We start from the raw sequence: 21,109 nt of genomic DNA on the forward strand, positions 1-21,109 counted from the left end.
GCGGCGCGAAACCCGGCAAGGGTCAGCGGTCACCGCACTAGACTCGGCCGCGTTCCCGAGTCGCAGGAGGACGGTGCTCACGATCAGCCAGCTCGCGGCGACCGCAGGGGTGACCGTGCGCGCCGTCCGCCACTACCACCACGTCGGCCTGCTGCCCGAGCCCGAGCGCGACGCCTCCGGCTACCGCCGCTACAGCGCGCAGGCCGCGGTCGACCTCATCCGGATCAGGACCCTCGCCGACGCCGGGGTGCCGCTGGCCCGCGTCGACGCGCTGCTGCACGCGCGGCCCGCGGAGTTCGCCGCCGCCATCACCGACATCGACGCCGAGTTGCGGCGCAGGATCGACCAGCTCGCCGAGCACCGCCTGCGGATCGCCGAACTGGCGGGCGGCGAGAGCCTCTTCCTGCCTCCCGAGGTGATCGCCGTCCTCGACCGGATGCGCGGCCTCGGCGTCGGCGAACGGCGGGTGCGCCTCGAACGCGACTCGTGGATCCTGATGCGCGCGCTGGATCCGCACGTTGTGCCGCGACGGGTGCGGGACAAGAACGCCGACCTCGACGACCCCGAGACCATCCGCCTGCTCCTCGCCTGCGACCAGGCCGCGGACTGGGATCCGCACGACCCGCGCCTGGACCGGCTCATCGACGACATGGACGCGTGGGAGGTCGAACACGCGCGGCACGGCGACCGGCCGCGCTACCTGGAACTCGTCGTCTCCCGGATCTCCGAGGCGTCACCGGCGTGGCAGCGCGTCCTCACCGCGCTCGCCCACCGCGCCGGGCGGCGGCGTGCCGCCGGGCACGACGGCTGACGCCGACAAGCAGGTCGACCCCGGCACCGCGGGTGACCGGCGCAGCCGGGCTGGGTCCACCTCCGCCGCGGCGGTCCGCCCGTCCAGTTCCCACCCCTCCGCGTACGCCGCGGCGAAGGCGTCGCCGCCCAGCGCGGCCCGTCCCCGGCGGGTGAGGGCGCGGACCTGGGGGTCGGTGCGGTCGTGCGCGCCGAGCAGGCGGGAGGCGGCGCCGAGCAGGACGGCCGACTCGCGGTGCCGTCCGTGCGCTTCGGCGAGCGCGGCCGCGTTCACGGCCACCAGCGACATGATCGGCAGGTCGCGGGTTCGCAGGGCGGCGGTGTAGGCCTTCGTCAACGCCCTGTCCGCGCCGTCCGGGTCGCCCAGTTCCAGGCAGAGCGAGGCGCGGACGGTGCCGATGAGGGTGCGGACGTGGTCGCCGGAGATCGTCGCGCCGCCATGCGGGCCCCGGTCGGCGGTGTCGAGGAGTTCCCGCGCCCGGTCGAGGTCGCCGAGCCGCAGCCGGAAGGAGGCCTCCCGAGCGTCGAGCAGGACCAGCATCTCCCGCGAGGCCGTGCGCGCCGCGCGCTCGCGGGCCGAGTCGATCAGCGCGACCGCGAGGTCGGTGTCGCCGCGCCGCAGGTGCAGGTCGATCCAGCTCAGGTCGCTGAACACCTCGTCGCCGAGGCTGAGCGAGCCGAACTCGGCGGCCAGCGAGCGGGCCTCGCGCAGGTCGGCCAGCGCGCCGTCGAGGTCGTCGTGCTGCCGGAACTGGGCGCGCATCCGCAGCGCGTCGGCCTGGCCCCAGCGGTCGCCCGCCCGCCGGAAGCGGGCCAGGGCCGCCTCCAGGTCGGTGCGCGTCCGGTCGAGTTCGCCCGCGTTCTCGGCGAACTCGGCGCGGAACATGTGGGCGAGCCCGGACAGCCACACGTCGTCGCCCTCGGCCAGGCGGTCCATGATCGCGAGCCAGGTCTGCTCGTCGTGCATGCGCGCGGCGAGCGCGCCCGCCGGACTCGGCAGCTCCGGGTACGCGAGCAGCCTGGCGGCCAGGTCGCGCGTCCGATCCCGGTCCTCCGGGGCCATCCCCGGCCGCGGGTCGACCCGGTCGAGCAGCACCATCGCCCGCGCGCAGTCGCGTTCGGGCGTCGGCTCGCCGCCGGGCACGGCCAGTGCCTCGCCCAGCCAGTAGGCCGCGTCGCGCTGCCTGCCGGACATCTTCCAGAACCAGGTCAGGTTCAGGGCGATGGCCACCGCGCCGGCGGCGTCGCCGGTGTCGCACCGCCTGCGCAGGGCGGCCAGCGCGTTGTCGTACTCGGCGCTGATGACCCGCATGGCCACCAGCTGGTCGGGGCCGCGCAGCCGGGGGTCGTACCGGGCGGTCAGCCCGGTGGAGTAGTCCGCGGCCAGGTCGCGGGCGGTGTCGAGCACGCCCGTCGCGGCCAGGCGGTCGGCGCCGTACTCGCGGATGGTCTCCAACATGCGGTAGCGGCCGGGATCGGGCGCGAGTTGCAGCAGCGACCGGTCGACCAGTCCCGCGAGCAGTTCGGGGACCTCGTCGGCGGGCACCGCGGTGCCCGCGCAGACCGCCGTGGCCGAGTCCGGCGTGACACCGCCGGGCAGGACCGAGACGCGTTCGGCGACCACGCGCTCGTGCTCGCCCAGCATCTCCCAGCTCCAAGCGATCACCGCGCGCAGCGTGCGGTGCCGGGGGAGCGCGGCGCGGCTGCCGGTGGCGAGCAGCCGGAACCGGTCGGACAGCCCGTCGGCCAGCGCGGGCAGCGACAGCGTCCGCAGCCGGGCCGCCGCCAGCTCCAGCGCCAGCGGCATCCCGTCCAGGCCGCGGACCACCCGCAGGACCTCGGGCAACGTCGTGCCGTCCACGGCGAAACCGGGCCGCACGGCCGCGGCCCGTTCGGCGAACAGGCGCACCGACGCCGCCCGGCGGGCCTGCTCGACGTCGTCGTCCGGCCCCGGCAGCGCGAGCGGGCCGAGCGGCACCAGCGCCTCGCCGTCGACCGCGAGGGGTTCACGGCTCGTGGCGAGCACGCGCAGTCCGGGGCACCGGGACAGCAGCGCCGCGAGCAGGTGCGCCACGGCGTCGACCAGGTGCTCGCAGTTGTCTACCAGCAGCAGGCACTCCCGGCCGCCGAGCTGGTCGACGAGCACCGCGGGCTCGTCGCCTTCGACGCGCCTCCTGGCCTCGACCATCGCGCCGCCGCGCGGGCCGATCCCGGCGAGCACGGCCGCGCCCACCTTGGCCGGTTCGGTGACCGGGGCCAGGTCGATCATCCACACGCCGTCGCGGTGCTCGTGGCGGCGGGCGGCCTCGACGGCCAGGCGGGTCTTGCCCGCGCCGCCGGGACCGACCACGGTGACCAAGCGCCCGGCGGCGAGCAGCGCGGCGATCCGGGCGAGGTCGTCGTCACGGCCGATGAAGCTGGTCAACGGCGTGGGCAGGGTGGTGGACCGGGTCGTGGTGACGGGCCGTTCGACGCGCAGCAGGCGCAGGTGGCGCTCCTGCAAGGCGCTGCCGGGGTCGGTGCCGAGGACGTCGGCCAGGGTTTCGCGGACCCGCTCGTACAGCGCGAGGGCGTCGGCCTGCCGTCCCTGCGCGGCGAGCGCGTCCATGAGCAGCGCGGCGGCGCGCTCGTGGACCGGGTGGTCGGCGAGCAAGGCGGTCAGACGGGTGGCCGCCGCGTCGGCGCGGCCCAGCGACAGTTCGGCGTCGGCGAGGTCGGCGACGGCTTCGAGCGAGACGCGGGCCAGCCGGGTCGCGGCGGCGGGCGCCACCGCGACGACGGCCGCGGGCTCGGTTCCGGCCTGGTCGCCCCACAGCGCCACGGCTTCGCCGAGCACGGCCGCCGCGCCGTCCGGGTCGCCCGCGCGCAGGCGTTCCCGGCCCGCGGCGGCCAGGTCCTCGAACCGGGCCGCGTCCACGTCGGCGTCCACGGCCAGCCGGTAGCCGCCGTCGGCCTGCACGACGTCGCCCGCCGAGCCGAGGGTCCGGCGCAGCCGCGAGACGAGCGCTTGCAGGGCGTGGGCGGGGTCGGCGGGCAGGTCCTCGGCCCAGATCGCCTCGACCAGGACGCCCTGCTCGACGGCACGCCCACCGGCGAGCGCCAGCCGGGCGACCAGGCCCCGCAACCGCGCCCCCGCGACGGGCAGGTCGGCGTCACCGCGGGACAACGCGAACGCGCCGAGCAGCGTGACGCGAAGCCGCGCATCCCCGTCCATCCACCGATCTTCCCGCGCCCGCGCTCGGGCCACCAAACCGGCGCGGGTGGTGTGAGCGCCGTGTGCGCCCGGTGTGAGCGGCGCGCTCCAGTCTCGGGAACGACGGACGACTCATCGATGAAGGGGGATCTCCCATGCACGACGTGGTGATCGTGGGCGCGGGCCCGGTCGGCCTGTTCCTGGCCTGCGAACTCGGCCTCGCGGGCTGTTCCGTCCTGGTGCTCGAACGGGAGCCGGAGCCCGGCTCGCCGTGGAAGGCGTTGCCGCTCGGGATGCGGGGCCTGTCCGCCGGATCGGTCGAGGCGTTCCACCGCCGCGGGATGCTGCACCCGCTGCTGGCGGCGTCGGGCGCCGCCGATCCCGTGGTGGACCTCGACGTGGACGAGGCGCCGCCGCCCCGCGGGGTGAGCCACTTCGGCGGGATCATGCTCGATCCGGCCGACGTCGACCTCGCCGCCCTGCCGTTCCGGCTGCCCGGCCCGGCGCTGGACGGCGTGATGACCAGCCTGGAGGCGGTCGAGGCGGTGCTGTCCGAGCGGGCGGCCAAGCTCGGCGTGGAGATCAGGCGCGGCGTCGCGGTCTCGGCCGTCACGCAGGACGACGACGTCGTGGTCGCGCACGCCGGTGGGCACGAGCACCCGGCGCGCTGGCTCGTCGGCTGCGACGGCGGGCGCAGCGCGGTGCGCGGACTCGCGGGCTTCGACTTCGTGGGCAGCGAGCCGCGGTTCACCGGCTACGCCGTGCTCGCCACCATCGTCGACCCCGAGAAGCTGAAGCCCGGCTTCACCCCCACGTCGACGGGCATGTACCTGCGGACGCCCTTCGAGGGGTACCTCGGCATCCAGGACTTCGACGGCGGCGCGTTCGACCGTTCGCGGCCGCCGACCCTGGAGCACGTCCAGGAGGTCCTGCGCCGGGTATCGGGCACCGACGTGACGCTGAGCGAGCTGCACCTCGCCTCGACCTTCACCGACCGGGCGATGCAGACGTCGACCTACCGGCGGGGGCGCGTCCTGCTCGCGGGCGACGCCGCCCACATCCACTCCCCGCTGGGCGGGCAGGGCCTCAACCTCGGCGTCGGCGACGCGGTGAACCTGGGGTGGAAGCTCGCGGCCACCGTCCACGGGCACGCGCCGGACGGGCTCCTCGACACCTACACCCCCGAGCGCCACCCGGTCGGCGCACGGGTGCTCGACTGGTCGCGGGCCCAGGTGGCCGCGATCGGGCCGGACGCGCACTCCCAGGCGATCCAGGGCGTGATCCGCGACCTGCTCGGCACCCGTGACGGCACCACCTACGTGTTCGCCCGGACGTCGGGCACCGCGACCCGCTACGACCTCGGCGACGAGCACCCGCTGGTCGGCCGCAACGCCCCGGAGTTCCGCCTTGGGGACGGGACCGGCCTCGGCGACCTGATGCGGGACGGGTTGGGCGTCGTCCTCGACTTCAGCACCGACGCGCGCCTGCGCGGGTCGGCCGCGGGCTGGGAGAGCCGGATGCGGTACGCGGCGGGGACGGCGAGGAACGACCTCGGCTGCGGCGCCGTGCTCGTGCGCCCGGACGGCGTGATCGCCTGGGTCGGCGACCGCGACCCCGACGTCGAGGCGTTCGAACGGGCCGCCCACCGGTGGTTCGGCGGTCCGACGAGCTGCTAGCCGTGCTCGGCCACGGCGCCGAGCCGCGACACCTTGCTCGCGCAAACCGCGCCGCGGAACGTCAGGGTTCGGGGGTGAACAGTTCCGGTGCGGTGCGCCGGGCCGCTTCGAGCAGCATGAGGGCGTGGTCGCGGCGGCGGACGTTGTCCTCCCACCGCTCCGGCGGCAGGGTCGCGTGGACGGTGTCGGCCACCGAGCGAACCAGTTCGGGGGTCCACGGGGCGTTCTCGCCCGCCATCCGCGCGTAGGCCGGGCCCATGACCTCGGCGTGCCGTTCCAGGCCGCCGCGGGTGTTGAGGTCGGCGGTGCTGAACGGCCCGAGCACCGACCAGCGGCGGCCGAGGCCGTGGCTCACCACCAGGTCGACGTCCGCCGGGGTCATCACGCCGTCGCGGACCAGGGTGTAGGCCTCGCGGAGCACGGCGCCCTGGAGGCGGTTGAACACGAACCCCTCGACCTCCTTGGCCAGCACGACCGGGGTCATCCCCGCCTCCGCCAGCAGCACGCGGGTCGTCTCGACGACCGCGGGGTCGGTGAAGGGCGCGGGCACGAGTTCCGCGATCGGCAGCAGGTACGGCGGGTTGCCGGGGTGCACGACCAGGCAGCGCGCCCGGCCGGGCAGGTCCGCGGCGAACCGCGAGCACGGGATCATCGACGTGGAGCTGGCCAGCACCGCGTCGGGCGGTGCCAGCTCGTCGAGCCGGGCGAACAGCTCCTGCTTGACGGGCAGCGACTCGGCGACGCACTCCTGGACGTGGGTCGCGGACGAGACGGCGTCCGCCAGCGACGACGCGACCCGGACCCGCGCCAGCAGCGAGTCCGGGTCCTCGGCGAGCAGGCCGTGCCGGTGGAGTTCGTCCACTGCGGACCGGAGTTCGCCGGTGGCGGCGGAGAGCCGGTCGGGGGAGATGTCGAACAGGGCGACCGGGTGCCCGGCGCGCGCGAACACGACCGCCCACGCGACGCCGATGCTCCCGGCTCCGACGACCGCCGTCATCGGGCGTTCTTGCGCTGGTAGGCCCGCCACGTGGTGGCCCAGCGCGCCGGGTCGTCCAGGCTGGAGCCGTCGATCTGGGCCACGACCTGGTTGTGCGGCGCGGTGCGCACCAGTTCGGCGTCCTCGCGGCCCTCCTGGAGCACGTGCTCCAGCACGTCGATCCAGTAGTCGATGTCCTCGACCGACCAGGTTTCCCCGGCCTCCGGGGTGAACGGCTCGGGCACGATCCACGGTTCGTGGCTGAGCCAGAACGCGTCCACGCCGAAGTCCGTCATGCGGTTCTGCACGTCGGCCGCGGTCACGCCGGTCTCGGCGGTGTACGTGCCGAGGCTGAACCGGGTCATCTCCAGCCGCCGCCCGGTGAGGTGGTCGAACGACTTGGTGACGCCGGGGATCTCCAACAGCCGCTGTTCCATGTAGTTGTTGGCCAGCACGGAGAGGTCGGCCGCCTCGCGGATGCCGTCGGCGCCCATCGCGAGCACCCACGAGTACGCCTTCACCACCTGCGGCACGTTGCCGAGGAATTCCCGCACCCGGCCGATGCCGCCGGGGTTCTCCCGCCGGACGTAACCGTCCTCGGTCCGCTCCACGAGCGGGCCGGGCAGGAACGGTTCGAGCGCGGCCGTGCAGCCGTAGGCGCCCACGGCGGGACCGCCGCCGCCCTTCGGGACGCCGAAGGTCTTGTGCAGCATGAACATGCACGCGTCGAACCCGAGTTCCGCCGCCCGGATCCGGCTCATCACGCCGTTGAAGTTGGCGTGGTCGTAGAAGCACAGGCCGCCCGCCTCGTGGACGATGTCCACCCACTCCTTGATGTGCGGGTTGTAGATGCCCATGTCGTCGGGGTTGTTGACCATCAGCGCGGCCGTGCGGTCGCTCACGGCGGCCCGCAGCGCCTCCACGGACGGGTAGCCGTCCTCCTCCACGGGCAGGGTGATCACGTCGAACCCGGCCGCCGCGGCGGTGGCGGGGTTGCACGGGTGGGCCTGCGAGGTGGTGATGATCTCGGTCCGCCTGCCGAGTTCGCCGCGCGACTCGTGGTAGGCGCGGGTGACGCACGTGTGCAGGTACGCCGCCGCGGCACCGCCGCCCGCCTGGAAGACGAACCTGTCCATTCCGGACAGTTCGCGCAGCATGACGTCGAACCCGTGCACGATCTCCAGCAGTCCCTGGACCGTGCTGTCGTCCTGGTGCGGGTGCACGTCGGCGATCCCGGCGGCCAACCGCTCGTTGACGCGCGGGTTGTACTTCATCGTGCAGGTGCCGAACAGGCTGATGCCGACCATGCCCATCGTCTGCTGCGACAGGTGCAGGTAGTGGCGCAGCACGTCCGGTTCGGCGACCTCCGGCAGCGCGGGCGGGACGACGCGGCGCATGCCCGCGGGGACGAGGTCGGCCGTGGACCCGATCGGCGCGGGCGGGACGAAGCCGCGGCGGCCGGGCGCGCCCTGCTCCATGATGAGCGGCTCGTCCCAGACGGCGGCGTGGTAGCGACGGAGGTTCATGCGGAGACCGCCTCGGTGAGCGCGCCGACCAGCGCGGTGATGTCGTCCTCGGTGTGGATCTCGGTGACGCAGTACAGCGCCGACTGGCCCAGGTCCGGGAAGTCGGCGGACAGGTCCTTGCCGCCGAAGATCCCCTGTGCGCGCAGGGACGCGTTGACGGCCGCGACGGTCTTGCCGGTGGCGGTGAAGTCGACGACGAACTCCTTGAAGAACCCGGACGTCCACCGCACGCCCACGCCGGGGATGTCCGCGATCCGGCGGGCGGCGTGCGCGCTGCCCGCGAGGATCGTCTCGCCGATCTCGGCGAACCCCTTGGGCCCCATCAGCGCCAGGTAGACGGCGTTCACGACGGCCCACAGGTAGACCGAGTTGCCGGTCCAGTCGTTGCCCTCCTCCCGCGATCCGTAGGAGGTCTGGTGGAACAGGGTCATGCCGAACGCGCGCTCGCCGGGGACGAGCGTGTCGCACAGGCTCACCTGGAGCGTCGGGTACTCGCGGGCGTAGCGCTCCTCGTCGCGCGTGGCGATGAACCCGCCGACGCCGCCGCCCGCGTTCATGTGCACGCCAAGGGGTTGCGTGGTGCCGACGACGATGTCCGCGCCGTACTCCGAGGGCGGCAGCAGCACGCCGAGGGAGATCGGGTCGACGCCGACGATCGTCTCCGCGCCGTTCCTCCGGGCCAGAGCCGCGATGTCGGCGGCGTCCGCCTCGACGACACCCAGGTACGTGGGGGTCTCCAGGTACACCGCGGCGGTCGCCCCGCTGATCGCCGCGGTCAGCGCGGGCACGTCGACCCGGCCGGTCGCGGGGTCGTGCGGGACGGTGACGACCGTGATCGGGTCGCCGAGTTCCCTTGTCCCGCAGCTGGTCCGGATGACGGCCAGGCGTTCGGGGTCGATGGTGTCGGGCACCAGCACCTCGCGGCGGCCGGTGAGCCTGGCGGCCATCCGGATCGCGTGCCCGGCGGCCGCGCCCCAGCTGTACACGGGCAGGCCGACGAACTCCATGCCGACCAGCTCGCCCAGCTGGGAGGTGAACTCGAACCACGCCTGGTTGCGGCCGTGGTCCGACGACGGCGTGCCCCACACCGGGGTCAGGAACTCGCTGCGGTTCGCGATCTCGTCGCACACCGCGGGGACGTAGTGCTGCCAGCAGCCCGCGCCGAGGAAGTTCAGGTTCTCCGCGCAGCTCGTGTCGGACTTGAGCAGCCGCCGCATCGTCCGGTCGACCACGGCCTCCGACCGGATGCCCGCGGCCAGCGCGATCGGCTCCGCGGCGAGGTGGTCGGCCGGGATCTCCCCGAACAGCTCGTCGACGTCCGAGACGCCGACGGCCCTCATCATGGTCGCCTTCGTCTCCGGGGTGGAGTTGGGCATGTACGGATGGGCCACTGGCTTCTGCTCCCTTCTACTGCTGGGCGACGACTCGCAGGACCGTGCTCCGGCCCTGGCCGGTGCGCACCCTGTGGTAACCGGCGACGGGGACGGCCGCGCGCTCGTCACCGAGGTCGACCCGCAGCACCGGCGGGTCGAGCGCGGCGATCTTCCCCGGCGCGGCGAGGATCTCGATGTTGTCCGGACCGACGGCGGCGAGCACGTCGGCGCTGATCTGCTGGTTGCCCCGGCCGAGCAGGAAACCCTGACCGCCCACCACACCGAGCACCAGCGTCGCCCGCGGGTGGTCGGCCAGCAGCGCGAGCAGCGTGGCCTCGTCGGCGTCGGCGGCCAGCACCTCGCCGTCGAGCACCACGTCGACCCCGAGCGGCGTCGCGGGGACGCCCAGCGCGGCGCTCACGTGGGCGACGGTGATTCCCGGCCCGAGCAGCAGGAGCCTGCCCGCCGGCGCGCCCTTGGCGACCTCGCGCCCCAGCCCGGCCAGGTCGCCGTCGCCGGGGTGGACGGTTTTGGCCCCCTGCAGGGCGTTGCGGACGCGGGGCACGCGGGCGACGCCGAACAGCCTGGGGGAGGAGCCGTCGAGGTCGACGACCTCGGCGTCGACCGTGCCGATCCGCGCCGGGTCCGCGGCGAACCGCGCGGCCGTGGCACCCGCGACCTCGGGGCCGGTCGCGAACACCCCGGAGTGCATCTTCACGCCGGACGGCACGCCCAGCACCGGGACGCCGGTCCCGACGACACCGGCCACGTCCCGCGCGGTGCCGTCGCCGCCGACGAACAGGACCAGTCCGACGCCCGCCGCGGTCATCGCCCGCACCGCGGCACGGGTGTCGGCCGCGGTGGTCGGACCGGGGTTCCCCGGCAGGACTTCCGCGCTCCACCCGGAACCCGGCAGGTGGTCGGTGCCCATCGGTCCGCCGACGGTGACGATCCGGACGTCGGGGGCGAGCGCGTGCAGCCGGTCGAGCGCGCGGCGGGCGCGGTGCGGCGCGACTGGCGTCGCACCCCGGCGCACGGCCGCGGCCAGCGCGGCCCCGTCGGTGCCGTGCAGTCCCACCCGGCCGCCCATCCCGGCGACCGGGTTGATCACGACACCGATGGTCGTCACAGCAGCCCCAGCTCCGCCACGACGTCGTCCAGGGCCCGGCGGGTCCCGTCGACCATCTCGTCGATCTCGGCCTCGGTGACCACGAACGGCGGCGAGAACGAGATCGTGTCGGCGGCGGGCAGCGCGCGGGTGATCACCCCGTGCTCCCGGCTGGCCTTCACCACCGCGGCGGCGACCTTCAGGCCGGGGTCGAACGCCGTCAGCGGTTCGCGCGACCGCACGAACTCGACCGCGCCCACCAGGCCGTAGCCGCGGACGTCGCCGACCAGGGGGTGGTCGCCGAACGCGGCCTTCAGCTTGTGCGCGAGGTGGTCGCCGCGCGCCTTCGCCCGCGCGATCAGGCCGTCGCGCTCGATGATGTCGAGGTTGGTCATCGCCGCGGCCGCCGCGAGCGGGTGCGCCGAGTAGGTGTAGCCGTGGCTGAAGAGCCCGAACTTGTCCGAGCCGGAGGCGATCACGTCCCACACCGCGTCCGAGACCAGGCAGGCCGACAGCGGCACGTAAGCCGACGTGATGCCCTTGGCCACGGTGATCAGGTCGGGCTGCATCCCGAAGACCTGGGAGCCGAACTCGGAGCCGGTGCGGCCGAACCCGGTGACCACCTCGTCGGCGATCAGCAGCACGTCGTGGCGGCGCAGCACCTCCTGGATGGCCGGGAAGTACGACGCGGGCGGCACGATCACCCCGCCCGCCGCCTGCAACGGCTCGGCGATGAACGCGGCGACGGTGTCCGGGCCCTCGGCGATGATCAGCCGGTCGAGTTCGTCGGCGAGGCCGCGCACGAAGTCCTCTTCGGACTCCTCGGGCTTCTGCTCCCACAACCGGTGCGGCGCGCGGACGTAGCGGACCATCGGCAGCGGCAGGTCGAACCCGGCGTGCATGCCGGGCAGGCCGCACAGGCTGCCGGACATCACGGTCACGCCGTGGTAGCCGCGGTTGCGCGAGATGATCTTCTTCTTCTCCTGCCTGCCCAGGACGTTGTTGTAGTACCAGACCAGTTTGACCTGGGTGTCGTTGGCGTCCGAGCCGCTGTTGCCGAAGAACACCTTGGACATCGACCCCGGCGCCATCGCGATCAGCCGCTGCGCGAGGTGGGCCACCGGCTCGTTCCCCATCGAGGCGAACGCGTGGTAGTAGGGCAGTCGTTCGGCTTGCGCACGCAGGGTTTCGGCCATCTCGGTGTTGCCGTAGCCGATGTTGACGCACCACAGCCCGGCCATCGCGTCGAGGTAGGTCCGGCCCTTGGTGTCGGTGAGGGTGGAGCCGCGCGCCGAGGTGATGGTCAGGGGGCCGGAGCGCTCGTGCTCACGCAGGTTGGTGAACGGGTGGAAGACGAACTGCTTGTCGATGTCCTCGATCGTCATGGCTGGCCTACGCATCCGTCGGGATCGGTTGTGGGGAGGTGACTGCCGCTGCAATGTAGCAAGGGATGGCCGCAAAGCGTACTATCGTGCGCATACCGGCCACTTGGACGTCACGCACTCGGGGGTTCGTCCGACTCGCCGGAATTCCCAGGAGTTCGTCAGGAAGGCAGACGCCGTGGATTCCCAGTTCGACCGGTCCCAGTTGCGAGACCCGAGCCTGCTGCGGGACGAGTTGTTCATCGACGGCGAGTGGACGCCGGGATCGGCGGGCCACCGGATCGAGGTGACCGACCCGGCCACCGGCGCGGTGATCGCCGAGGTGGCGTTCGCGACCGGGGACGACGTGCACCGCGCCATCGCCGCGGCGGAGGCGGCCTCGCCGGGCTGGGCGAAGACGACCGCGCCCGCGCGCGCCCGGATCCTGCGCCGCTGGTACGAGCTGATCGTGGAGAACGCCGACGACCTGGCCGTGATCCTCACCGCCGAGCAGGGCAAGCCGCTCGCGGAGGCGCGCGGCGAGATCCTGTACGGCGCGGGGTTCGTGGAGTGGTACGCCGAGGAGTGCAAGCGCGCCTACGGCGACGTCATCCCGACCAACGTGGACGGACGGCGGCTGCTGACCCTGCGGACGCCGGTCGGCGTCAGCGCGGCCATCACGCCGTGGAACTTCCCGTCCGCGATGATCCTGCGCAAGGCGGGCCCCGCCCTCGCGGCGGGCTGCCCGATGATCGTCAAGCCCGCCGACGAGACCCCGCTGTCGGCGACCGCGCTGGCCGAACTCGCCTCCCGCGCGGGGATTCCGCGCGGTGTGCTGAGCGTCGTGCCCGGCCCGCCGGAACTGGTCGGCGAGATCCTGACCGCGCACCCCGGCGTGCGGGCGCTGAGCTTCACCGGCTCCACCGAGGTGGGCAAGCTGCTGATGGCCCAGAGCGCCCGCACGGTCAAGAAGGTCGCGCTCGAACTCGGCGGGAACGCGCCGCTGATCGTGTTCGACGACGCCGACCTCGACGCGGCGGTCGCGGGCGCGATGGCGTCGAAGTTCCGCAACGCGGGCCAGACCTGCGTGTGCGCCAACCGGATCCTGGTCCAGTCCGGGATCCACGACGCTTTCGTGGAGGGGTTCCAGGCCGCGATCGAGGCGCTGACCGTCGGCAACGGCTTCGACGCCGGATCCGAGCAGGGACCGCTGATCTCCGAGGAGGCCGTGGCCAAGGTGCAGCGGCACATCGCGGACGCCGTGGAGGGCGGCGCGAAGGTGCTCAGCGGCGGCGACCGGCACGCGCTGGGCCGCACCTACTTCGAGCCGACCCTGCTGACCGGTGTCCGCCGGGACATGCTGGTGGCGCGGGAGGAGACCTTCGGGCCGGTCGCCGCGGTGATCAGGTTCGACACCGAGGACGAGGCCGTGGACATCGCCAACGACACGCCGTTCGGGCTGGCGTCGTACTTCTTCACCCGCGACCTCGGTCGGATGTGGCGGGTCGGCGAGGCGCTGGAGTTCGGCGTCGTCGGCGTGAACACCGGCCTGATCTCCTACGAGGGCGCGCCCTTCGGCGGGGTCAAGGAGTCCGGCGTCGGCCGCGAGGGCTCGCGCCACGGCCTGGACGAGTTCACCGACCTGAAGTACCTCTGCGTCGACGGCCTCGGCTGACGGGCGGGCACCCGGCGGGTCACCCGCCGGGCGCCGCACGGCGCACCCCTGGTCCGTCCTGCCGGGCGATGTCCATGCCGTCGCGCACCCACGTGACGCAGGCGCGCGTGCCCGGCACGCCGTCCACGACGACCAGGCAGTCGAAGCAGACGCCCATGCCGCAGAACAGGCCCCGGTTCTCCCCGCCCTTCGTGGTGCGGGTCGAGAGGTCGCCGCCCGCCATCAGCGCGACGGCGACGCTCTCGCCGAGGTAGGCGGTCGTGGGCTCGCCGTCGACCGTCACCGCCACGGCGTCCCCGCGGCGCAGGCCGTGACCGGGGAGCCTCCTCACAGCAGGCCTTCCTCGACGAGCACCGCCCGCATGGCCGCCAGGCTCTCCGCGTCGGTCACCGGCAGCCGCGGCCGCCGCACGTGCCCGCCGGGCTGGCCGAGCATCGCCATGAGGGCCTTGAGCTGGCTCTGGTAGGCGCCGAAGTGGCCCGCCCAGCCGCCGGGCAGCCACAGCTTCGGGAACAGCCGGTCGCTCGCCTCGGCATGCTTCGCGGCGCTGTCGAAGTCGCCGCGCCACACCGATTCCCAGAACTCCGGGTCCGGCTTCCCGAACAGCGAACCGCCGCCGACGGTGCCGTCGCCGCCTTCGGCGCGCAGGACTTCCACACCGCGGGCGGACATGTACGGGCCGAACACGCGGACCCGGTCGCGGACCCGCCGGGAGGTCTCGAAGAACTGGTCGGCGTCCGGGGTGCTGTCCTTGATCCCCACGATCTGGCCGACGTCCGCGAGCCGGTCGGCCAGGTCCGTGCCGATGTCCACCCCGCTGCCGTGCGGCCAGTTGTAGACCACCAGCGGGCCGTCGATGCCCGCGTTGACGTCCTCGTAGAACGCGACCACCTCGTCGGGGAACAGCTTCGCGTACGGCGGCGGCGACGCCAGCACCCCGTCCGCGCCGGCGGCCAGGGCGTGCCGGGCGAACTCCGCGGTCTCCTTGGCGGTGTACGCGGTGCAGCCGACGAGCACCCGCATCCGGCCCGCCGCCTGGGACACCGTGGCCTCGGCGACCGCGCGGCGCTCCTCGGCGGTCTGGGAGAACCACTCGCCGCAGGTGCCGTTGACCACGATGCCGTGCATGCCCGCCGCCGCGTAGTGGTCCACCAGCGCGCGCAGCGTGTCGAGGTCGAGGTCCCCGGACTCGGTGAAGGGGGTGACGAAGGCGGGGAAGTAGCCCTGCCAGTCGACGTCGTCGCGGTTCATCGGAACTCCAATCGGTGGGTGGCCCGGTCCAGCGAGTAGCGCTCCGGGAACGGCGACGCGCTCGCGGGTCCCGCCATCTGCTCGGCCAGCTGCCGGGCGAACATCGGGCTGAAGGTGAAGCCGGTCGACGACACGCAGGCGTGGAACCCCGGCACGGCAAGGGACTCGCCGACGACGGGGGAGAAGTCGTCGGTGAACACGATGACCCCGGACCAGGTCCGCACGACCCGCACGTCGGCCAGGCCCGGCACGACCGACACAGCCACGGCGGTGTTGCCCGCCGCGCTGTGCCAGCTCGTCGGGTAGCGGCGCGGGGGAGCGATGGCGGGCGACGGCCAGCCGCCGCCGATGATGAAGGTGTCGTTCTCGGTCTGCTTCAACGTCAGCCTGCGCCCGATGTGCTGGATCATCGGCCGGAACATCGGCGGCCGCGGCTCGGTCACGTTGACGTGCAGGCCCTCGCTGCGCACCGGGAACCTCAGGCCCACCAACGAGGCCAGCTCCCCGGCCCACGCCCCGCCGCAGTCCACGACGCGGGCGGCGTCGATCGGCCCGGCGCTCGTGCGGACGGTGAACCGCCGCGCCCCGGTCGCGCCGTGCACGTCGATGCCCAGCACGTCCACGTGCGTCCGGACGACGGCCCCGTGCTGCGCGGCGCGCAGCGCGTACAACGGCGCCACGACCAGCGGGTTGGCATGTCCTTCGAGCGGGCAGTAGGTCGCGCCGAGCAGGCGCTCGGTGAAGTACGGGGCCCGCTGCCGGAGGTCGTCGCCGGTGACGACCTCGGTCTCGATCCCGGCCAGCTGCTCCAGCTCGTGCTTGTCCCGCAGCGTCTTCAGCTGCTCCTCGGTCTCGGCGACCATCCAGCCGCCGGTGAGGTGGAGGTCGAGGTCGCCGTCGAGTTCGGCGCCGAGGCCCTGCCACACCTCGAACGCCTCCAGGCTGAGCCGCGCGTCGGCGAGCAGCCGGTCGCGCTCGGCGTCGCCGCCCTGGCCGGACAACTGGTGGATGGCCAGTTGCAGGTGGAAGCTGCCCGCGTTGGTGCCGGACGCCTCGCGGTTCAACTCGCCGCGCTCGACGAGCACGACGTCGACGCCCTCCCTCGCCAGGTAGAAGGCCATGGCCGTGCCCGCGATCCCGCCGCCGATCACGACGACGTCGGTGCTCGACGGCAGGGCGGTGTCCCTGGTGCTCACGGGTTCTCCTGCCGGGCGAGGAACAGCGTGGGACCGGCGATCGAGTGGTCGGCCATCGCGCTGATCGGCACCGGCCGCACCGGCATCCGCGGCGTGGCGAGCGCGACGTCCGCCACGGGAGTGCCGTGCTCGGCGGCGATCATCGCGGCGATCTGGCGCTGGCAGTTGCGGCCCTGGCACGGGCCCATCCCGGCACGGGTGACCGCCTTCACGACGTTGATGTCGGCCGTCGTCCCGACCGCGGTGGAGATCGAGGACGCCCGGACGCCCTCGCAGCGGCAGACCACGGTGGTGTCGGTGAACAGTTCGAACACACCGGGCCCGACCCGGTAGAGCCGCTTCGTCGCAGCGGTCAGCGCCCGGCGCCGGGCGAGCCGGTGCCGGGAGGAGGCGGCGAGCGCGGTCGCGCCGGAGGCGGTGATCGCGCCCGCGTCCAACGCGGCGGCGAGCCCGGCGATCCGGCCCTCGTCGATGGCCACGTAGGAGCCCTCGACCCCGGCGCCGTCACCCGCGGCGTACACGCCGTCCGCGGTGGTCCGGTTCCAGTCGTCCCGGCGGACGACGTGCCCGCCCAGGTCCTCGTCGTGGTCGAAGTCGCACCCCGCCAGCCGCATCAGCTCCAGCGACGGCACGAAGCCGTAGCCGAGGCCGAGCACGTCCACCTCGACGGTCTCCTCGGTGCCGGGGACCACGCGCCAGTCGGCGTCGACCCGCGCGTGCACGACCCGTTCGACCCGGCCGTCGCCCTCGGCGCGCACGACGATCCGGCCGTACCGCAGCGGAACCCGGTGCCGCACCAGGGTTCCCCGGTAGAGCGCCGCGTCGCGCAGCAGGTCCAGGTTGCCCCGGCCCGCGGCGGCGAGCCGGGCGAAGTCGGCCGGTCGCGGCGCGGGTCCGGCCTCCAGCGCGGCCACGACGGTCGCGCCGTAACCGGCCAGCTGCGCGGGGAACGCGAGCGCGACCGGGCCCGAACCGGCGAACAGCATCCTCCTGCCGGGCAGCACGCGCTGGGTCTTCGCCAACGTCTGGAGGCCGCCCGCGGTCATCACGCCCGGCAGGGTCCAGCCGGGGAACGCCACCGGGCGGTCGTGCGCGCCCGGCGCCAGCACCAGCCGCGGCGCGGTCACCGTCCGCGCGGCCTGCCCGTCGGTGACGAGGACGACCTGCCTGCCCTCCACCGCGACCGCGCTGGTGCGCAGCAGCACGTCCACACCGAGGCCGTCCACCGAGTCGATCACCGACCGGCCGAACCGGAACTGGCGGCCCATCGCGGCCGGGTCGGTGACGGTGAACCCAGGCCCCGGCTGCTTGAAGATCTGCCCGCCGAGGGTGGGCCGCTCGTCGACGAGCACCACCCGGAGCCCCGCGCGGGCGGCGGTGCCGGCGGCGGTCACGCCCGCCGGACCTCCGCCGACCACGAGCAGGTCGAACTCCGCCAACTCAGCAACCCCCCGGCATCTCGGGGAAGTCGTCGACCCCGAAGACCGACGTGTAGGTCGACTTGAGCGTGCCGTCGCCCTGCGCCTTGCACAGGAACGTGTTCAGCTTCGCGGAGAGCACCGAGTTGCCCTTCTGCACGGCCCACGAGCCGTAACCCAGGTCGAGCGGCTTGGGCAGCGCCGCCTTCGCCACCTGGTTGGGGTTGGCCTTCTGGTACTGGGCCAGGATGTAGTCCTCCAGCACGCTGCCGTTGGCCCGGCCGGTGGACACCTCCAGCAGCGCCGCGTTCTGGTCGGCGAAGCTCTTGACCTGGGCGTTCGGGAACGTCTTCTTGGCCAGTTGCTCGCCGGACGAGCCCTGGAGCGCCGTGATGACCATGCTCGGGGTGTTGTAGGCGTCGACGGTGGCGGCGGTCGTGTCGCCCTGCTTCACGGCCAGCACGCTGGTGTACGGCACGTACTCGCGGGAGAAGTCGATCACCTGCTTGCGCGCGTCGGTCGCGGTCAGGCCGACCGACACCATGTCGAACTTCTTGCTCTGCAGACCGGGGATCAGGCCGTTGAAGTCGAGGTTCTGGATGTCGAGCTTCACGCCCAGATCGGTGGCGAGCTTGGTGAGCAGCTCCACGTCGTACCCGGCGGGCTTGCCCGCGTCGTCGAGGTACATCTCCGGCTTGAACTGGAGGTTCATCCCCACGGTGAGGGTGCCCGCCTGGTTGAGGCCGGACGCTCCCGCGTCACCGGCGGCGGTGCTGCCGGACCCGGTCGAACTCCCACCGCCGCAGGCGGCGAGGACGAGCGTGGACACGAAGGCGACACCGGCCAGGGCGATCCGTCTGGCCGTGCGCTTCTCAGGACTCCTGGACACGGGCTTTCCTCTCGTTCGGGAGCTGGCTGCCGACCTCGGCCATCAGCTGCTCGGTGCGCCGCCGCTGCCGGGAGCGCAGTACCTGGGAGATCGCCCCGCGTGGCGGACGCGCGTACGCGCCCTCGACCAGTCGGAAGACGATGTCGATGACGAACGCCGCGAGCACGTAGATCGCCGCGGCGGCGGTGTAGAGCACAAACGGCTGGAACGTCTGGGAGACCAGGTTCTGGGTCACCCGGACCACCTCCAGCAGCCCGATCACGGTGAAGGTCGAGGTGTCCTTGACCATGCCGATGTACATGCTGCCCAGGTTCGGCAGCGCGATCTTGATGGCCTGCGGCAGGATCACCGAGAAGAACACCCGGCTCGACCGCATGCCCAGCGCCTGTCCCGCCTCCCGGTGCCCGGGGGGTACCGCGTCGAGGGCAGAGCGGAAGATCTCCGCCATGAAAGCGCTGTACAGCAGCGAAAGCGCGATCACACCGGCCTGGAAGACGGTGAAGTTCACGCCCAGCAGCAGCGAGATGCCGAAGTACACCCAGATCACGCTGACCAGGGCGGGCACCCCGCGGAACACGTTGGTGTAGGCGGCGGCGATCCACGAGATCGGCGGCTTCGACAGCCGCATCACCGCCAGCAGCAGCCCGCCCGCGATGGAGATGACCAGCGCGATCACCGACACCAGCAGCGCGGTCAGCAGGCCGTCCAGCAGGACCTGGTGGTTGTCCCAGATCAGGCCCCAGTCGTAGTCGGCGAAACCCATCAGCGCACCGCCAGGATGAACTCGCGGGCCCGCGGGCTGACGCAGTTCTCGAAGAAGCCGCGGGGACCGCTCTCCACCACCACACCGTCCTCCATGAACACGTTGAGGTCGCCGATGTCCTTGGCGAAGCCCAGTTCGTGGGTGACGATGACCATCGTCATCCCCGTCTCGGCGACCAGCCGCATGGTCTTGAGCACCTCGCCGACCAGTTCCGGGTCCAGCGCCGAGGTCGGCTCGTCGAAGAGCATCACCTGCGGGTCGAGCGCCAGCGCGCGGGCGATGGCGACCCGCTGCTGCTGACCACCGGACAGCTGCGCGGGGTAGTGCGCCGCGCGGGGCAGCAGCCCGACCCGGTGCAGCGCCTCGGCCGACTTGTGCTGGGCCGCGTCCTTCTTCATGCCGTGCACGGACCTCAGCGGCAGCGCGACGTTGTCCAGCGCGGTCAGGTGCGGGAAGAGGTTGAACTGCTGGAAGACCATGCCCACGGTGCGGCGCAGTTGCAGCACCTTGCCGCGCTGCGGGGCGGGCTCGCCGGGAAGCCCCGGCCCGTACTCGACGCCCGCCACCCTGAGGGAGCCCGCACTCGGCTGTTCGAGGAGGTTGATGCTGCGCAGCACGGTGGACTTGCCCGAACCGGACGGCCCGAAGATCACGACGTGCTCGCCGCGGGTCACGTCCAGGTCGATGCCGCGCAGCACCTCCAGGTTGCCGAACGACTTGCGCAGGCCGCGGATCCGGATGACCGGGTCCGCCGTGGAGGACTCCGCGGCGGAAGCGTCCTGCGTGGATGGTCGGGTGGCGCTCACGCGCGGACCTCCGTGACGCAGACGTAGAGGTCGTCGGGGTCCTGGAAGTACGCGTAGCGCCAGCTCGCCCCGCCGCCTAGGTCGATCTCGGCGGGTTCTCCGACGAGCGCGATCCCGAGGGCCGCGAGGTGGTCCAGCGCGCTGTCGACGCACCGTGCTCCCACGGCGAACTCGAAGGTGCCCAGATGACCCCACTCACCGCGCATGTCCGGTGACGGGGGATCGTGCTGCACGGGTTCGAGCGCTCCGCCGAAGGGGCTGGTGAGCAGCATCATCCGCTGGCTCGGGGGAGTGCGCGGGTGGAACCAGGGGTGCATCGGTTCGAAGTAGCCGTCCGACTCGAACAGCTGCCCGGTGAAGCCCAGCTCCTGGTAGAAGTCCCTGGTGCGCTCGATGTCGGTGACGCCGAACGCCACGTGGTTCACGCCCTGCGGGCCGGGCTCGACCGGCCACCCGGACTCCAGCGTGGACCACTCGATCAGCTCGATCTTGGCGCCGTCGGGGTCGGCCACGTAGGACAGGCCGCAGTGCGTCTCGTACGGGGGCAGGTCGGCCTCGTTGGGCTCCATCAGCCCGGTGCGCCCGCCCGCGATCAGCTCCCGGTAGAAATCACCCTGTCGGTTGACGTGCACGCAGACCTCGCAGATGCCCGGTTCACCCCACGCCATGCCCTCGGGCATCGGCGGCGGCGTCCGGCTGGTGGTCTGCACGAGCTTGATGGACGCGCGGCCGAGCACGGTCGGGTTGGCGGTCCGCAGGAACACCACCCTGGCGTCGGTGTCCTCGTGGCCGGTCACTGTGCGCAACCCCGGCAGTGGTCCGGTGTAGTCGAACGCGACATCGGTGAAGCCCAGTTCGGCGTAGAACACCATCGACGCGTCCATGTCGGACACGCCGACACCGATGTGATCGAGGCCGGTGAGCGTACCGTGTCTGCGAGTGGTTTCGACCATTTGTCCAGCTACCTCCTGGCTGGGCCGCCGCTTGGCTAAGCGAGTTGGCCGATGCTCGCATACCGATCGAGTGGCCGCAATACGTGCAGTGTTTCTCTTGGCGCACAAATGTGCGCTTGACGAGCAGGCAACCGA

Annotated in this window: 17 protein-coding genes; 3 read left to right on the top strand and 14 right to left on the bottom strand. The window is 72.9% G+C overall.

The window, feature by feature from the left end:
* Positions 1 to 73: 73 nt before the first annotated feature.
* Positions 74 to 811, top strand: a complete 738-nt coding sequence (locus RM788_RS47205; RefSeq protein WP_315927600.1) for a MerR family transcriptional regulator — start codon at positions 74 to 76, stop codon at positions 809 to 811.
* On the opposite strand, the gene RM788_RS47210 is transcribed toward RM788_RS47205, so the two are convergent.
* Positions 734 to 4,024 carry an ATP-binding protein gene (locus RM788_RS47210; protein WP_315927602.1) on the bottom strand — a complete coding sequence of 1,097 codons (3,291 nt, stop codon included), beginning with the start codon at positions 4,022 to 4,024 and terminating at the stop codon, positions 734 to 736. The genes RM788_RS47205 and RM788_RS47210 overlap by 78 nt on opposite strands.
* Before the next feature lie 134 nt (positions 4,025 to 4,158).
* Here RM788_RS47210 and RM788_RS47215 point away from each other — a divergent pair, with 134 nt between their 5' ends.
* A complete protein-coding gene (locus RM788_RS47215; RefSeq protein WP_315927604.1) occupies positions 4,159 to 5,679 on the top strand; it encodes an FAD-dependent oxidoreductase in 1,521 nt (506 codons plus the stop codon).
* 61 nt (positions 5,680 to 5,740) lie between these two features.
* On the opposite strand, the gene RM788_RS47220 is transcribed toward RM788_RS47215, so the two are convergent.
* From RM788_RS47220 to RM788_RS47240, 5 genes are read right to left on the bottom strand one after another with little or no spacing between them, the layout of a single operon-like run.
* Positions 5,741 to 6,676: a 3-hydroxyacyl-CoA dehydrogenase gene (locus RM788_RS47220; RefSeq protein ID WP_315927606.1), complete on the bottom strand. Its 936-nt coding sequence runs from the start codon at positions 6,674 to 6,676 to the stop codon at positions 5,741 to 5,743.
* Entirely contained in the window at positions 6,673 to 8,181 is a 1,509-nt protein-coding gene (gene gcvPB, locus RM788_RS47225; RefSeq protein WP_315927608.1) for an aminomethyl-transferring glycine dehydrogenase subunit GcvPB, read from the bottom strand. Before gcvPB ends, RM788_RS47220 begins: the two co-directional genes overlap by 4 nt.
* Complete coding sequence (gene gcvPA / locus RM788_RS47230) at positions 8,178 to 9,557, bottom strand: aminomethyl-transferring glycine dehydrogenase subunit GcvPA (RefSeq protein WP_315927610.1); 1,380 nt, start codon at positions 9,555 to 9,557, stop codon at positions 8,178 to 8,180. The genes gcvPB and gcvPA overlap by 4 nt, the downstream gene beginning before the upstream one ends.
* Positions 9,558 to 9,588: 31 nt before the next feature.
* Positions 9,589 to 10,683 carry an ATP-NAD kinase family protein gene (locus tag RM788_RS47235; RefSeq protein WP_315927612.1) on the bottom strand — a complete coding sequence of 365 codons (1,095 nt, stop codon included), beginning with the start codon at positions 10,681 to 10,683 and terminating at the stop codon, positions 9,589 to 9,591.
* Complete coding sequence (locus tag RM788_RS47240) at positions 10,680 to 12,047, bottom strand: aminotransferase (RefSeq protein WP_315927614.1); 1,368 nt, start codon at positions 12,045 to 12,047, stop codon at positions 10,680 to 10,682. The genes RM788_RS47235 and RM788_RS47240 overlap by 4 nt, the downstream gene beginning before the upstream one ends.
* Before the next feature lie 220 nt (positions 12,048 to 12,267).
* Between RM788_RS47240 and RM788_RS47245 the strand changes: the two genes are divergently transcribed.
* A complete protein-coding gene (locus RM788_RS47245) occupies positions 12,268 to 13,698 on the top strand; it encodes an NAD-dependent succinate-semialdehyde dehydrogenase (protein WP_399345297.1) in 1,431 nt (476 codons plus the stop codon).
* 19 nt (positions 13,699 to 13,717) lie between these two features.
* Here RM788_RS47245 and RM788_RS47250 read toward each other — a convergent pair whose 3' ends face one another.
* The 8 genes from RM788_RS47250 to RM788_RS47285 are packed head-to-tail and all read right to left on the bottom strand — an operon-like array spanning position 13,718 to position 20,974.
* Positions 13,718 to 14,029, bottom strand: coding sequence for a (2Fe-2S)-binding protein (locus tag RM788_RS47250; RefSeq protein ID WP_315927618.1), 312 nt, complete (start codon positions 14,027 to 14,029; stop codon positions 13,718 to 13,720).
* Positions 14,026 to 14,949 carry a dihydrodipicolinate synthase family protein gene (locus RM788_RS47255; RefSeq protein WP_315927620.1) on the bottom strand — a complete coding sequence of 308 codons (924 nt, stop codon included), beginning with the start codon at positions 14,947 to 14,949 and terminating at the stop codon, positions 14,026 to 14,028. The genes RM788_RS47250 and RM788_RS47255 overlap by 4 nt, the downstream gene beginning before the upstream one ends.
* Positions 14,946 to 16,145, bottom strand: a complete 1,200-nt coding sequence (locus tag RM788_RS47260) for an NAD(P)/FAD-dependent oxidoreductase (protein ID WP_315927622.1) — start codon at positions 16,143 to 16,145, stop codon at positions 14,946 to 14,948. Before RM788_RS47260 ends, RM788_RS47255 begins: the two co-directional genes overlap by 4 nt.
* Positions 16,142 to 17,584 (bottom strand): FAD/NAD(P)-dependent oxidoreductase, encoded by a 1,443-nt coding sequence (locus tag RM788_RS47265; RefSeq protein ID WP_315927624.1) that lies wholly within the window; start codon positions 17,582 to 17,584, stop codon positions 16,142 to 16,144. The genes RM788_RS47260 and RM788_RS47265 overlap by 4 nt, the downstream gene beginning before the upstream one ends.
* 1 nt (position 17,585) lies before the next feature.
* Entirely contained in the window at positions 17,586 to 18,452 is an 867-nt protein-coding gene (locus tag RM788_RS47270) for a transporter substrate-binding domain-containing protein (RefSeq protein ID WP_315927625.1), read from the bottom strand.
* A complete protein-coding gene (locus RM788_RS47275; protein ID WP_315927628.1) occupies positions 18,436 to 19,215 on the bottom strand; it encodes an amino acid ABC transporter permease in 780 nt (259 codons plus the stop codon). The genes RM788_RS47270 and RM788_RS47275 overlap by 17 nt, the downstream gene beginning before the upstream one ends.
* On the bottom strand, positions 19,215 to 20,021 hold the full coding sequence (locus RM788_RS47280; RefSeq protein WP_315927630.1) for an amino acid ABC transporter ATP-binding protein: 807 nt from the start codon (positions 20,019 to 20,021) through the stop codon (positions 19,215 to 19,217). The genes RM788_RS47275 and RM788_RS47280 overlap by 1 nt, the downstream gene beginning before the upstream one ends.
* The gene (locus RM788_RS47285; protein WP_315927632.1) at positions 20,018 to 20,974 is read right to left on the bottom strand and encodes a VOC family protein; all 957 of its coding nucleotides are present in this window, start codon (positions 20,972 to 20,974) and stop codon (positions 20,018 to 20,020) included. Before RM788_RS47285 ends, RM788_RS47280 begins: the two co-directional genes overlap by 4 nt.
* Positions 20,975 to 21,109 lie beyond the last annotated feature (135 nt).

The sequence above is a fragment of the Umezawaea sp. Da 62-37 genome (assembly GCF_032460545.1).
In the GTDB taxonomy this organism is placed as follows: domain Bacteria; phylum Actinomycetota; class Actinomycetes; order Mycobacteriales; family Pseudonocardiaceae; genus Umezawaea.

Excerpts from the sequence above, each read along its gene's own strand:
- RM788_RS47215 (WP_315927604.1), top strand. The coding sequence starts at position 4,159 with ATGCACGACGTGGTGATCGTGGGCGCGGGCCCGGTCGGCCTGTTCCTG.
- gcvPB (WP_315927608.1), bottom strand. The coding sequence starts at position 8,181 with ATGAACCTCCGTCGCTACCACGCCGCCGTCTGGGACGAGCCGCTCATC.
- RM788_RS47275 (WP_315927628.1), bottom strand. The coding sequence starts at position 19,215 with ATGGGTTTCGCCGACTACGACTGGGGCCTGATCTGGGACAACCACCAG.
- RM788_RS47220 (WP_315927606.1), bottom strand. The coding sequence starts at position 6,676 with ATGACGGCGGTCGTCGGAGCCGGGAGCATCGGCGTCGCGTGGGCGGTC.
- RM788_RS47240 (WP_315927614.1), bottom strand. The coding sequence starts at position 12,047 with ATGACGATCGAGGACATCGACAAGCAGTTCGTCTTCCACCCGTTCACC.
- gcvPA (WP_315927610.1), bottom strand. The coding sequence starts at position 9,557 with ATGCCCAACTCCACCCCGGAGACGAAGGCGACCATGATGAGGGCCGTC.
- RM788_RS47255 (WP_315927620.1), bottom strand. The coding sequence starts at position 14,949 with ATGAACCGCGACGACGTCGACTGGCAGGGCTACTTCCCCGCCTTCGTC.
- RM788_RS47285 (WP_315927632.1), bottom strand. The coding sequence starts at position 20,974 with ATGGTCGAAACCACTCGCAGACACGGTACGCTCACCGGCCTCGATCAC.
- RM788_RS47210 (WP_315927602.1), bottom strand. The coding sequence starts at position 4,024 with ATGGACGGGGATGCGCGGCTTCGCGTCACGCTGCTCGGCGCGTTCGCG.